Origin of the sequence: Kosakonia oryziphila, from assembly GCF_900094795.1 — a bacterium.
GTDB lineage: Bacteria > Pseudomonadota > Gammaproteobacteria > Enterobacterales > Enterobacteriaceae > Kosakonia > Kosakonia oryziphila.
The window spans coordinates 12,170-26,276 of record NZ_FMBC01000027.1 but is presented as its reverse complement, the minus strand read 5'-3'; the positions used below and the strand labels follow the sequence as shown (position 1 = coordinate 26,276).

Here is a 14,107-nt window from a genome sequence, read left to right as displayed (position 1 = left end):
TGGAGAATTCTGTGATGAATAACATTTATCAACAGATAGAAAACAGTGCGCATTTCAGGGAGTTAGTCAAAAGACGGCAACGGTTTGCCTTTTTCCTTTCCATCATCATGCTGATTATCTACGTCAGCTTTATTCTGCTTATCGCTTTTGCGCCGCACTGGCTCGGTACGCCGCTGCACGCAGGCACGAGCGTGACGCGCGGCATCCCAATTGGGATTGGCGTGATTGTGATTTCGTTTGTGCTGACCGGCGTCTACGTCTGGCGGGCAAATGGCGAGTTCGATCGTCTGACCAAAGCCGTGCTGAGCGAGGTAAAAGCATGATGAAACGAGTCCTGATGGCGCTGGCCGCCACACTTCCTTTCACGGCGAACGCTGCCGATGCCATTACTGGCGCGGTACAACGCCAGCCAACCAACTGGCAGGCGATTATCATGTTTGTGATTTTCGTGGCGCTCACCCTGTACATTACTTACTGGGCGTCGAAACGCGTGCGTTCGCGCAGTGATTACTACACCGCAGGCGGCAATATTACCGGTTTTCAGAACGGACTGGCGATTGCCGGTGACTTTATGTCGGCGGCCTCCTTTCTCGGGATTTCCGCGCTGGTATACACCTCCGGTTACGACGGGCTGATTTACTCGCTAGGCTTCCTTGTCGGCTGGCCGATTATCCTGTTTTTGATCGCCGAACGGCTGCGCAACCTTGGGCGCTATACTTTCGCCGACGTGGCCTCGTACCGCCTGAAACAGGGGCCGATTCGTACCCTTTCCGCTTGCGGTTCGCTGGTGGTGGTTGCGCTGTATTTGATTGCGCAGATGGTGGGTGCCGGTAAGCTTATCGAACTGCTGTTCGGCCTGAACTATCACGTCGCCGTGGTACTGGTCGGCGTGCTGATGGTGCTGTACGTGCTGTTCGGCGGTATGCTCGCCACCACCTGGGTACAAATTATCAAAGCGGTATTGCTGCTGTTTGGCGCAAGTTTTATGGCCTTTATGGTGATGAAACATGTCGGTTTCAGCTTCAATAACCTGTTCGGCGAAGCGATGGCGGTGCACCCAAAAGGCGCGGCAATCATGAGCCCTGGCGGGCTGGTGAAAGATCCAATCTCCGCCCTGTCGTTAGGCCTGGGCCTGATGTTCGGCACCGCCGGTTTGCCGCATATCCTGATGCGTTTCTTTACCGTCAGCGATGCGCGTGAAGCCCGTAAAAGCGTGCTCTACGCCACCGGTTTTATGGGTTACTTCTACATTCTGACCTTTATCATCGGCTTTGGCGCGATCATGCTGGTAGGCGCAAATCCAGCGTTTAAAGATGCAGCAGGCGCGCTGATTGGCGGTAACAATATGGCAGCGGTTCACCTTGCCGATGCCGTTGGCGGCAACCTGTTCCTCGGTTTTATCTCCGCCGTGGCGTTCGCCACCATTCTGGCAGTGGTCGCCGGGCTGACGCTGGCAGGCGCATCGGCGGTCTCGCACGATCTCTACGCCAACGTGTTCCGTAAAGGCGCGACCGAACGTCAGGAGCTGAAGGTGTCCAAAATTACCGTGCTGGTGCTCGGCGTGGTCGCCATTTTATTGGGCATTCTGTTTGAGAAGCAGAACATTGCCTTTATGGTCGGGCTGGCCTTCTCAATTGCCGCAAGCTGCAACTTCCCGATTATTCTGCTCTCGATGTACTGGTCGAAGCTGACCACGCGCGGCGCGATGATCGGCGGCTGGCTCGGCCTGTTGACGGCGGTGATTTTGATGATCCTCGGCCCGACCATTTGGGTACAGATCCTCGGCCACGCCACACCGGTCTTCCCGTATGAGTATCCGGCGCTGTTCTCGATTGCCATCGCGTTTATCGGTATCTGGATCTTCTCTGCCACCGACAATACCGAAGCAGGCAAGCTGGAGCGCGAGCAGTTCCGCGCACAGTTTATTCGCTCGCAGACCGGTATTGGTATCGAACAGGGTCACGCACATTAATCCCCCTGCCCCGGTCAGTAATGACCGGGGATCACATTTTCGCCTTTCTGCTCTATCCCTCTCTCGCTATCGCGCTACAGTGCCATTATAAAAATAAAATAATGTTTTTATTTTATCGACACATGGATTCATAAATGGAATGCGAGGATGCAATGAAAAAATATGCTCTTGTGGGTACGGGCGGGCGCGCCGGGTTATATATTGCCGCCATCGGTGGAGAGTGGCGGGAAAATGCACGCATGGTGGCGTTTTGCGACAGCAACCAGACGCCGGTATCGCTTTTCCGCGATACCGGTTGTCTCGTTTAGCGCGCCATTAACGCAAAAACACCCCAACCCAGATATTCCCTCGTCCAGGTAACGTGGCGCTCAGGCGCTACCGTCAACGTTTCCCGCACTTCGGCGGCAAATTCATCGTCGGGGTTTTCCGCCAGCCAGCGACGCAGGGTTAGCCATTTTGCCGCTTCATACCGATCCCAACCTTCCTGGTCTGCCAGCACCATTTCCACCACGTCATAGCCGCGTTCGCCGAAGCTGGCGACGAGCTGTGGGAGCGTGAGAAAATCGGCTAACGCGCTGGCGCCGCACGCTTTAGCATCCTCATCCGTTGCGGGTAACTGACGCCAGTACGGTTCACCGATAAGCATGATCCCGCCGGGTTTGAGGCTCTTAGCCAGCAGTGCGATGGTCCCGCCGACGCCGCCCGCTATCCAGGTTGCACCGACACAGGCAGCTACATCGCATTTTTCGTCGGCAATATAACCGGACGCATCGTTATGCATAAAATGCACATACGCCGCAACACCCAGCGCTTCGGCACGCAATTTTGCCTGCGCAGTGAAGAGCGGGCTCATGTCAATGCCGACACCGGTAATGCCGTAATCGCGAGACCAGGTGCAAAGCATCTCACCCGAACCACTGCCGAGATCGAGGATTCTGGTCCCCGGCTTCATACGTAACACGCGCCCAAGGGTGGCATATTTTTCTGGAGTAAATGGGTTATGGATGCGGTGTTCACTTTCACTGATAGTAAAAATACGCGGTATATCCATTAGTTAACTCCTTTCGCGGGGATAATGCGGACGAGCACAATACGCCCATCGTGGGTGAGAACGTGTAAGAGATGTTGTTTCTGACGGGATAAATTCATACTGGAAAACCTGTTTCATCATCATGAGCAAAACGAGCAAACACACAGCGGTGTCCGCATTCGATTTCAGCGCATTGATAACCAGCCCGGCCTGAAAAGCCTGGTAAGCCGATTATCAGATGATGACATTCTCCAGCATCAAAGCCTCGGATGGGTTGAAAGGTATTTACCGGACGAATGGTAACACAGTGATATAAAAAGGACAGGCATAAGTCGGAAGAGTGTGATCGTCCAGGAAAAACATGCTGCCAAAAAAGCGCCGGAATTGCTCTTATCCCGGCAAACAAAGCATGCCGCTGTCTAAGGCGCCAGCGGCATTGCAACAATAGAAGATAACATTCAGGTTTTCAATCCTGAAAATATCCCCGTCTCTTTCTGTTCTATTATGGGATATTATCAAACTATCTCTTTGTAACAGGCGGCATCGGCAATGGCTTTGATTCCAAAAAACTACGCGCGGCTGGAAAGCGGCTACCGCGAGAAAGCACTAAAAATCTACCCTTGGGTGTGTGGACGCTGTTCACGGGAGTTTGTTTATTCAAACCTGCGTGAATTAACGGTTCACCATATCGATCATGACCATACCAATAACCCGGAAGATGGCAGTAACTGGGAGTTGTTGTGTCTGTATTGCCATGACCACGAACACTCAAAATACACGGAAGCGGATCAGTACGGCACCACCGTTGTGGCAGGGGAAGACGCACAAAAAGATGTTGGCGAAGCGACCTATAATCCGTTTGCCGATTTAAAGTCGATGCTTAACAAGAAGAAATAGTCTCCCTCCGCATAAAACTGCCAGTATGCCGCACTCAGTCTGCTAAGAGTGATACCTGAAGGCTGGAAATTCCGATGTGAGCCATACGCCGGAAAACATATCCTAAGTAAACGGTTCGAATCCGTTTCCAGCATCCGGCATTCAGTTTTTCGTGATAAGCGGTCTTTTTAGCGGGCGACAAATCATGGTCAGGGCAATGGCGCTGCACAGAGGAAACAGCGCCAGTAGCAGCCAGGAGCGGGCCGAGATCTTTCTCGCTGCCGCCAGATCGCTGAATCTCTACCGGTAGTGCCAGATAGAGCTGGAATTTGACATTGTCTCAGTTAGCCATTTATTTTGACGGACGTCTGAATAACGTGATGACGTTGTAGAGTTTTTAACGTGACACAGAATTCTGAACGCTCTCTTCGATAAGCCAGGCACCAGAAACACGTTGTCTGTATCTCCTGTGAATGGTGCCTTGAAACCCTTCCGTAATTCTGTTTTTGCTGCTCTCAGCGCTGGAGAATTACTTTGGCAATCCTGAATTGCAGGGTAGTCAGATTAATACAGACCCTTTTAATGAAACAAAATGATTATCGTATATAAGGTAAAACCAGCAGTTTCTCAATCTCATCGGCTGGCAGTGGCTTCGAATACAGATACCCCTGCATATAGTCGCACTCCAGCTCAGTCAACAATTTTTCCTGCTCCTCGGTTTCAACCCCCTCGGCAATCACACCGAGTCCCAGACTATGGGCCATCGCAATGATGGCCGTACAGAGTTCAAAACCCACGCCTTTTAAATCTTCGACGAATGAACGGTCAATTTTGAGGAAATCAATATTAAATTTTCTCAGATACGCCAGTGATGAATAACCTGTGCCAAAATCATCTATGGCAATCTGAATACCGATCTGGTGTATCATCTTTAAATTATGATTGACGCGAGTTTCTGAATTAAGCAGCAGCCCTTCAGTAATTTCAATAGTGACCGCCTCACCATTGAGTCCCTTGCTTTGCAGATCATGAATCCAGGGAATGTCTTCAAATTCCTGGCTGCGTAACTGCACCGGCGACAAATTAATGGCCATTTTGAGTTCAGGATTATATTTTTGTCGCCAGTAAGCCAGTTGTGTAATGGCCTCTTTTGCTATCCAGTTACCGATAGGAACAATAAGGCCGGTATCTTCGGCCAGCGGGATAAAGGCATCCGGGCTAATAAGCCCCTGGACCGGGTGATGCCAACGAACCAGTGCTTCCATTCGAGTAAGATGTCCCGTCTTCAGCGAGACAATCGGTTGGTAATAGAGCACGAACTGGTTCTCTTCAAGTGCCTTTCTTAAATGTCTTATCATCCGAAGACGCGTATGAATCGCATCATGAAGGGCGCGGGAGTAGAAGCGAAAATTCTTACGGCCCGCATTTTTAACAGCATACATAGCCTGGTCGGCATTCTTAAATAAATCTTCCAGATTTTCCGTGTCTCGAGGATAAATAGAAATGCCAATGCTTGCGGAAACAAACATGGTTTCACCATTAATCGTAAAGGGCGTCTCCAGCTTCCTGAGAATATTGCGGGCAATATCCGTACATTCGGACGGATCTTCAATATCCGGGATAATAATCGCGAACTCATCGCCACCAAGTCGCGCGACGCATTCAGTATTATGGGTGCATTCGAGTAAACGAATTGCCACACAACCTAATAATTCATCCCCTGCGCGGTGCCCCATGCTGTCATTAACCGATTTAAATTGATCAAGATCGATGAGCATCAACGCCATAATATGACGGGTACGCGAGGCATGGCGGGCGGCCTGTTCAAGTTTAGTTTGAAACAAATGGCGGTTGGGTAAACCGGTGATAACATCGTAATTAGCTTGCTGCCAAATTAACTCTTCCTGCTTTTTGCGTAATGTAATGTCGGAAAACATACCGACATAATTAAGCACATTGCCATCAGGATCTTTAATCACCGAAATTCTCAGCTCCTTGAGAAATTCGGTACCATCTTTATGTCGATCCCAGACATCCCCTATCCATTGTCCCGTGTCATTTAATGACTGCCACATCTCCGTATAAAAAAAACCAGGATGGCGGCCTGATTTAAATTCCCGGGGGTTAAGTCCTTTCACCTCCTCTAAAGACCACCCAGTCAGCGTGGTGAATGCCGGGTTAACAGTAATGATATTATTTTCGTTGTTGGTCACAACAATGGCTTCCTGGCTGGCCTCAAAGACGGCTGCCGCAATTTTCATTTGCTCCTGCGCCTTTTTGCGTTCAGTAATATTCTGGACATAGACCAGCCTGGCCGGTAGCCCATGGGCAGGATAAAACGTGACGGATTCCGAAAAGACCGTCATCTGTGACCCATCACGATGCAGAACAGACCACTCTCCGCCAAGGTGTGCACCTTCATCCAGAAATCGATAATGGCGCTCCAGAACCGCCTGTTTATCTGCAGAAGGAAAAAGCATTGTGAAAGAGTGATGCAACATCTCATTTTTCGTGTAGCCATATATATCGCAATAAGCGGGATTAACAGTGAGATAAAGCCCTTCGTAGTTAATTACCGCTATTCCGACGGGACATTTATCGAGGATTGCCTGAAATAAGCCACTTTCATCCCAGTGAGTTTTATTCATAATGCCCTCGCCACGATCAAGAAAAACTATAATTTACCCTCAGCGCGTAATTACTATTCCAACCACCGACCCATAAACGATCAAACTCTATCCGGACATTGACAGTTAACAATCCTTTGTCGCAGAAAAATAGCAGAATCGATTTACCCCATTCAATGCATAACATCATGTAATATGTAAAACGTCATTCTGCTACGATCAATTCCATTTACGTTAAATAGTGCAACACCAGCACCTTTCACTCTTTGTGATAGAAAAAACGTATACGTATTGACCGGCTTACACACTATCGGCTACCTTTTCGCCCACCGTCAACAGACTGGAGCAAATGGTTGAGAGGATAACCTCAATCATAGCATTCCCCTGCCGACAGCGCTGACGCACGCTTTTGCATCAAGCCGCAACGTAAGCACAGGAAGTGATAGTGGCGGTGACAAAGCTGTGGCGAATTGTATCTCTCCCACGCCATAAGACATCACCAGATGCATGTGAAGAACCATCGTCCACAGGCTGTACGGCGATGTTTCACATTTCACTCATAACAAATTAATAACAAAAGTGATAATTAGAAAGTCAACCTGTAAATATAATTGATTATTTCTGTTAAAAACCACTATTTTTGTGAGGTTGTTCACTGTTCCCACTCAGCTTTTCTTTAACATTGCCCCACACATTCAGTCAGTCAGCGCTTTTATTCGCATCACCTGAGTATCGTCATCCTGAGCTATTGATACTTTGCCAGGAGTTTAAAAGCATTTAACAATTATATTTATGAACAGAGGATGAGCAATGTCGACATATTATTTTCTGCCAACACGAAACGTATTTGGTGAAGGTAGTGTTCAGGAAGCTGGTACTTTGGCAAGAACGTTAAATGTAAAAAAAATACTTATTGTTACCGACGCATTTCTGGCAAAAAACGGCATGGCGGATAATGTTGCGAAAATTTACCAGGAAGCCGGTATTGATGTGCATATATTTGGTGGCGCAGAACCAAACCCTACAGATAAAAATGTAGCAGCAGGCATCGAGTGCTATCGTGAGCATGGCTGTAATGGGATTGTTTCACTCGGTGGTGGTTCATCCCATGACTGTGCAAAAGGCATTGGGCTGGTTGCGGCAAACGGCGGAAATATTCGCGATTACGAAGGGGTAGATAAATCCAGCAACGATATGATTCCGTTGATGGCGATTAACACCACCGCAGGGACAGCCTCCGAAATTACCCGTTTCTGTATTATTACGGATACAGAACGCAAGGTGAAAATGGCGATCGTGGACTGGCGCGTAACACCTCAAATTTCCATCAACGACCCGGTATTAATGGTCGGAATGCCGCCATCCCTTACCGCAGCAACTGGCATGGATGCGCTGACACACGCAATCGAAGCCTATGTGTCGACAATGGCTAATCCGTTAACAGATGCCGCTGCATTACAAGCCATTAAGATGATTACGCGATACCTGCCCAAAGCAGTAGCGAACGGTGAGTATATGACGGCAAGGGACAACATGGCCTATGCTCAATATCTCGCCGGGATTGCGTTTAACAACGCTTCTTTGGGATATGTACATGCAATGGCGCATCAACTGGGCGGATTCTATAACCTTCCACATGGTGTATGTAATGCTATTCTCCTGCCTTATGTTGAATCTTTTAACCTTATTGGCAACCTTAATCGCTTCCGTGATATTGCCGAAGCGATGGGGGAAAAAGTCGCCGGACTGTCGACCGATGAAGCGGCAGTGAAAGCTATTGCCGCCATTCGTCGCCTGAGCAAACAAGTCGGCATTCCAGCCGATCTGAAAAGTCTGGGAGTAAAACCTGAAGACTTTGCCATTATGGCGGAAAACGCCAAAAAAGATGTTTGCCAGTTAACTAACCCAAGAAAAGCGACGAAAGAGCAGGTCATTGAGCTTTATCGTCAGGCTTACGAAGGTGAAGGAGCGCTATAAATAAGCGCCATTGCAGGACACGAAGAGGCCTTATTGCTGGTTGCTGGCAATAAGGCCTCTGTTTTGCAGTTTCATAACAGAGCCAGAAACCATTCATTCCCTGCATCTCGTGATTAAATTCAGTGCACGGCCAGTACAGAGAGCGCCCTTACGTTGCTGAAATGAATTAAACTCATCGCACACAGAGCTCCAGGGAATCATTATGGACATCAGAACGCTGCGCTATTTTGTCGAAGTGGTACGCCAGCAAAGTTTCACTCGCGCGGCGGAGCGCCTGTTCGTCACCCAACCGACCATTAGCAAAATGCTGAAAAATCTTGAGGATGAACTCAACTGCACATTGTTGATTCGCGATGGCCGTAAATTGCTGCTGACCGATACCGGTCGCGTGGTGTTTGAACGCGGCATGGCGATCCTCGCCGAGTTCCAACAACTGGAAGCGGAGCTTGGCGATATCAACAATCTGAACAAAGGTCTGTTGCGCCTCGGCATTCCACCTATGGTCGGCATGCTGATGGCCGGGACAATCAGCTTGTTTCGTCAGCGTTATCCCGGCATCGAGCTGAAAATTGCCGAATTTGGCGGCCTGACGGTGCAGCATGCGGTAAGCAATAGCGAGTTGGATCTGGCGATAACCGCGCTGCCGGTAGAAGAAGACAGCGGTTTAGCGACAATGCCGCTGTTCAGTTACCCAATGTGCGTGCTGGTGCCGCGCTCCGACAACTGGCTGAAACACGAAGTGGTCACGCCGGAAGAGTTAGGCGAGCACCCTTTGCTTATCTACAACGAAGATTTTGCCCTCAGCCGCCAGTTGATGCAGTTGTTTAATCAGCATGGCGTGAAGCCGTGCATCGCCGTGCGGAGCGGGCAGTGGGATTTTCTGGCTGCGATGGTGCAGGCAGGCGTCGGCATAGCCATTCTGCCGGAACCGATTTGCCAGCGGCTGGATATAAACAAACCCTGCGCTGGCTTCCTTTACAGAGCGATTTACGCTGGCAACTTGGGATGATTTGGCGCGAAGGCGTCTATCTTTCCCACAGTGCGCAGGCGTGGTTAAGCTGTTGTGAGGCGTTCTGGCTTGAGTCAGCCGCCTCATCGTTGCCTGCGGGGAAAGCGTAGCTTCCCCCGCATCGCTCAGGCGGCGTTGCCCGGCCCCCACGGACCTTGCAGATTCACCTACGGAAATCCTGCCGTCAGAATACGCACTTCCACATCGTGCGGGGTGTTATCCCGACCCGGAAGGAGGTTATTTATTTTCCAGCAGCAACGCTTCCAGCAAATCGAGGTCGTGCAACAGCTTTTGCAGCGTCTCGTTGCTGATCTGCCTGGTAGCGCGCAGGTGGTAAAGCTCAGCGCGTTCAGAGCGCAGCGCCGCCAGACGGAAACGGCGCTCCAGGTTCTCTTCCTGTAGTGAGCTTTCGATGTTATTGCGCCCATCAGCGCGGCGTCGCAGATTACCAATCACCCGCGAACTAACCTCTGTCAGCAGCTGATCATCGATATTCTCTTCGCTATCCGCCGCCAGGCGCTCCTCCATTTTTTGGATTGTGACAATCGCCACATCAGCAGTTACCGCCCGCGCCATCCGCTCCTCTTTGTGCTGCTGAGCGTGGTCGCGCACTTCGATATGCTGCAACAGCGACGGCAGCGCGATGACGCCAACGAACAGCGAGAAAAGGATCACTCCGGCGGAAAGGAACACCAGCTCATAACGCGCCGGGAAGACATCGCCGCCGGGCAGCAGCAACGGAATAGAGAGCACACCGGCCAGCGTGATGGCCCCGCGAACCCCGGCGAAGGTGGCGATCAGCAGCTCGCGATCGCTCCAGGAGGCGAACTGCATCGGCTTTTTATGTAAGAAACGCAGACTGAATCTCTTCATTGCCCACAGCCAGCCGAAACGCACCAGCATCAGCGCGGCATAGATCAGCACGATATCGGTGAACAGCATCCAGGTTTCGACATTAGGATCGGCTTCCGCTGCCACCAGTGAGGTGGTCAGGATCCCCGGCAGTTGCAAGCCTAACAGCAAGAACACCATACCGTTAAAGACAAATTCCAGCATCGCCCAGGTGCTGTTAGCACGCAAACGCATCGCCAGTGGTGCGGTGCGCATAACGCCGGAACGGGTGATAGTCATCCCCGCCGCAACGGCGGCCAGGATGCCGGAGACGCCGATATGTTCCGCAATCAGATAAGAAGCAAACGGCAGCAGGAACAGCAGCACGATCTGTGTGGCCGGTTCATCACCGCCCCAGCGGCTGAGAAAGCGCAACGAACGGCCGTACAACCAGCTAACCACAAAGCCAGCCAGCAGGCCGCCAATTGCCACTTTCATAAATTCGACCGTGGCGCCGCCGACGGTAAAGACCATCGTGCCCATCGCCACGGCGACGGCGAATTTCAGTGACACCAGGCCGGAAGCGTCGTTCATCAACGCTTCGCCCTGCAAAATGCCCATGATTTTTTTCGGAATGCGCCCTTCACCAACAATGCCGGAGAGCGCCACAGCATCAGTTGGCGACAGCACCGCCGCCAGCGCGAAAGCGGGCACCAGCGGAATGCCAGGCACCAGCCAGTAGATCAAGAAGCCGATTCCAACCACGGTGATAACCACCAGCGCCAGCGCAAGGCCGAAGATTTCGCGGCCATGTTCGAGAAATTCGCGCGTCGGCGTTTTCCAGCCGTCAGCAAACAGCAGCGGCGGGATAAATAGCACCAAAAACAGTTCCGGATCGAATTCGACATGCAGGCCAAACGTGGGAAAGGCCAGCAGTGCGCCGATGGCGATTTGCATCAACGGCAGCGGGATTTGAAAAGGTAGAACCCGCGTGAAGACCCCCGAGAGTGACACCACGAGCGTCATGATAAGAATGGTAAAAAATATTTCCATGCGTTCCCTGTTTGCAATGTTTTGTTATAACGGTCTCAGACCTTGAGACCAGAGCATTCAGCTTAACGCAAAGAAACCGGGATGTGGGCAAAAAAATAGGCGACCGAAGTCGCCCATTATGTAACCGTTTATGGTTCAGATTGCCCAGCCGCCTGCATAGAAAGCAACCAACGCAACCGCAATCACGATAGTACCGATGTTCAACTTGCGCCACTCACCGGAAACCACGCGGCCAATCACCAGCGAGGCGAAACCGATCATGATGCCGGTAACGATGTTACAGGTCAGCACGATGAACACAGCGGTGATCAGGCCGGACATCGCATCCACGAAGTCAGCAAAATCAATTTTCGCCACGTTGCTCAGCATCAGCAGCCCCACGTACATCAGCGCTGGCGCAGTGGCATACGCCGGAACCAGATAAGAGAGCGGAGAGAGGAACAGGATCAGCAGGAACAGCACGCCGACGGTAATCGCTGTCAGACCGGTTTTACCACCTGCCGCCGTACCTGCCGCCGATTCGATATACACCGCAGCCGGCGCCGCGCCGACCAGACCGGAGAAGACGCTGCTCAGAGAGTCGGTGGTCAGCGCTTTGCCACCATCGATGATCTGGCCGTCTTTATCCAGCAGATTGGCCTGGCCCGCTACCGCACGGATAGTACCGGTAGCGTCAAACACTGCCGTCATCACCAGCGCCAGCACACTCGGCAGCACTACCGGGTTCAGCGCACCCACGATATCCAGGCTGCCGATCAGCGAGTGACCTTTGTCATCGCTCAGCGACGGCATGGCGAAAATACCGGAGAAGTGCACGCTCGGATCGAAAATCAAACCAACGATGGAAACACCGATGATGGTCAGCAAAATGCCGCCCGGCACTTTCAGTTTTTCCAGACCGATAATCACCGCCAGACCGATCAGCGACATGATCACCGGGAAGCTGGCGAAGTGGCCCAGCGTAACCGGCAGACCGTCCAGCGGGTTTTTGATCACCAGGCCAACGCCGTTTGCGGCAATCAGCAGCAGGAACAGGCCGATACCAATGCCGGTGCCGTGCGCAACGCCATGCGGCAGGTTGCGCAGGATCCAGCTACGGATGCCGGTTGCGGAGATGATGGTGAACAACACACCCATCAGGAACACTGCACCAAGCGCGACAGGTACGCTGATATGCTGACCCAGCACCAGGCTGAACGCGGTGAACGCGGTCAGAGAGATAGCGCAGCCGATGGCCAGCGGCAGATTCGCCCACAGCCCCATCACAATGGAACCAACACCGGCGACCAGACAGGTGGCGACGAAAACGGCGGCAGGCGGGAAACCTGCTTTACCCAGCATGCCAGGCACCACGATCACCGAATAGACCATCGCGAGGAACGTGGTTAAACCAGCAACGATTTCCTGACGAACGGTACTGCCGCGAGCAGAAATTTTAAACAGTGCGTCAAGCGAACCATTGGTACGCGCAGAAGGCGTAGACATAGAAAACATCCCCTGAGAATTTTATTGTGCATTGCATTGCGTGGTGGGACAGTCCACTGCCGGTTAAACGTCATCTCCCTGTGCTGCGTTGTGGTAAGGAGCCACAAAAAAGCAAACGTTTAACTCCGCGCATACAACGGTTGATCAAAAAAAGGCAAACGATTATCCAGCGTTTATACGGCGCTTTTCAACTGAACTTTGCCGCTTTTTGCTAAATTTTGCTTATCACGGCGAAGATCCAGGCGGACGATGCGCAAACGTTATCGTCGGTGCGCAACTTTACAACATCTTAAAAACATTCTTAGCCGTCGGGTAGATCAAATAGCCCCCAAGGAACATCGTCCGCCGCCAGCAAATGGACGATCTGGTACGGCATACCCCGCGCTCAAAGCCCGGAGAATGCGCTGCGAGCGCGATTGATTCAGGTGATGCACCGTCAGCATGATTTGCGCCCGTGCGGATTGACGCATTAACTATAGAAGATCAGCGGAACGGCGATGAAATATCCTGAAAAAAAATGAGCAAAAAAGTAGCAATTTTGCATAAGGAAACTACACTAAAAGTGTCAGCACAATCCGGAACCTCCAACATAGTTGAGGGGTGCTGATGTCGGGGGAAACCCTCCTGTGACAGAACGGGATAGAGAGAAAGACAAAGACCGGAAAACGACTAAAGCGCCCCAACGGGCGCTTTAGTTTTTTGTACGTTTCAGTCATCTTCCAGCAAACGTGCGCCGGTGCCCTGCTGCCCTAATTGGTCGCCCGGGTTACGCAACGGACATTCGCTGCGCGACAAGCAGCCGCAGCCAATACAACCATCCAGCTCGTCACGAAGTGTAACCAGCGTATGAATACGCCGGTCCAGTTCTTCCCGCCATTGCGACGACAATTCCTTCCACTCTTTTTTGCTCAGGGTGTGCCCCTCCGGCAAAACACCGAATGCTTCGCCGATGGTCGCCAGCGGAATACCAATGCGCTGGGCGATCTTGATGATCGCTACGTAGCGCAACACATCGCGGGTATACCGCCGCTGATTGCCGCTATTGCGCAGGCTTTTGATAAGCCCTTTGCTCTCATAAAAGTGCAGCGCAGAAACAGCCACCCCACTACGTTTCGCCACTTCACCAGGGCTGAGCAGCGGTTTAATGCGTGGCATTCTCTTTTCCATAAAACCTCTTTACCTCAAGTTAACTTGAGGAATTATACTCGCTCCCAGACAAAACGACGAATCGGGAAATGAGGAAGCTT

The 14,107-nt window shown here is 51.5% G+C and carries 10 protein-coding genes and 2 pseudogenes; 6 read left to right on the top strand and 6 right to left on the bottom strand.

Going from position 1 to position 14,107, the window contains the following annotated elements; genetic code table 11:
• Positions 1–14 precede the first annotated feature (14 nt).
• The 3 genes from GA0061070_RS13855 to GA0061070_RS25190 all read left to right on the top strand — a co-directional run bounded on the left by GA0061070_RS13855 (position 15) and on the right by GA0061070_RS25190 (position 2,280).
• The gene (locus GA0061070_RS13855) at positions 15–323 is read left to right on the top strand and encodes a DUF485 domain-containing protein (RefSeq protein WP_090136675.1); all 309 of its coding nucleotides are present in this window, start codon (positions 15–17) and stop codon (positions 321–323) included.
• Positions 320–1,972: a cation/acetate symporter ActP gene (gene actP / locus GA0061070_RS13850; protein WP_208598175.1), complete on the top strand. Its 1,653-nt coding sequence runs from the start codon at positions 320–322 to the stop codon at positions 1,970–1,972. Before GA0061070_RS13855 ends, actP begins: the two co-directional genes overlap by 4 nt.
• A gap of 152 nt (positions 1,973–2,124) precedes the next feature.
• Entirely contained in the window at positions 2,125–2,280 is a 156-nt protein-coding gene (locus GA0061070_RS25190) for a hypothetical protein (protein WP_167353581.1), read from the top strand.
• Here GA0061070_RS25190 and GA0061070_RS13845 read toward each other — a convergent pair.
• Complete coding sequence (locus tag GA0061070_RS13845; protein WP_090136674.1) at positions 2,277–3,023, bottom strand: SAM-dependent methyltransferase; 747 nt, start codon at positions 3,021–3,023, stop codon at positions 2,277–2,279. The two genes, GA0061070_RS25190 and GA0061070_RS13845, sit on opposite strands and share 4 nt — an antisense overlap.
• A 528-nt stretch (positions 3,024–3,551) precedes the next feature.
• Here GA0061070_RS13845 and yajD point away from each other — a divergent pair.
• Positions 3,552–3,899, top strand: coding sequence for an HNH nuclease YajD (gene yajD / locus GA0061070_RS13835; protein WP_090136673.1), 348 nt, complete (start codon positions 3,552–3,554; stop codon positions 3,897–3,899).
• A gap of 575 nt (positions 3,900–4,474) precedes the next feature.
• On the opposite strand, the gene GA0061070_RS13830 is transcribed toward yajD, so the two are convergent.
• The gene (locus tag GA0061070_RS13830; protein ID WP_090136672.1) at positions 4,475–6,526 is read right to left on the bottom strand and encodes a sensor domain-containing protein; all 2,052 of its coding nucleotides are present in this window, start codon (positions 6,524–6,526) and stop codon (positions 4,475–4,477) included.
• A 789-nt stretch (positions 6,527–7,315) separates the two neighbouring features.
• On the opposite strand from GA0061070_RS13830, the gene GA0061070_RS13825 reads away from it, so the two are divergent.
• Positions 7,316–8,482 carry an iron-containing alcohol dehydrogenase gene (locus tag GA0061070_RS13825; protein WP_090136671.1) on the top strand — a complete coding sequence of 389 codons (1,167 nt, stop codon included), beginning with the start codon at positions 7,316–7,318 and terminating at the stop codon, positions 8,480–8,482.
• A gap of 202 nt (positions 8,483–8,684) precedes the next feature.
• Positions 8,685–9,601, top strand: a pseudogene (locus tag GA0061070_RS13820) (LysR family transcriptional regulator).
• A gap of 127 nt (positions 9,602–9,728) precedes the next feature.
• On the opposite strand, the gene GA0061070_RS13815 reads toward GA0061070_RS13820, so the two are convergent.
• From GA0061070_RS13815 to soxR, 4 genes and pseudogenes are all read right to left on the bottom strand, one after another.
• Entirely contained in the window at positions 9,729–11,375 is a 1,647-nt protein-coding gene (locus GA0061070_RS13815) for a Na+/H+ antiporter (protein ID WP_090136670.1), read from the bottom strand.
• A gap of 135 nt (positions 11,376–11,510) precedes the next feature.
• On the bottom strand, positions 11,511–12,860 hold the full coding sequence (gene ghxP, locus GA0061070_RS13810) for a guanine/hypoxanthine transporter GhxP (RefSeq protein ID WP_090136669.1): 1,350 nt from the start codon (positions 12,858–12,860) through the stop codon (positions 11,511–11,513).
• 358 nt (positions 12,861–13,218) lie between these two features.
• Positions 13,219–13,303, bottom strand: a pseudogene (locus tag GA0061070_RS25995) (thioredoxin domain-containing protein); the annotation flags it as partial.
• 265 nt (positions 13,304–13,568) lie between these two features.
• Entirely contained in the window at positions 13,569–14,027 is a 459-nt protein-coding gene (gene soxR, locus GA0061070_RS13795; protein ID WP_090136668.1) for a redox-sensitive transcriptional activator SoxR, read from the bottom strand.
• Positions 14,028–14,107 lie beyond the last annotated feature (80 nt).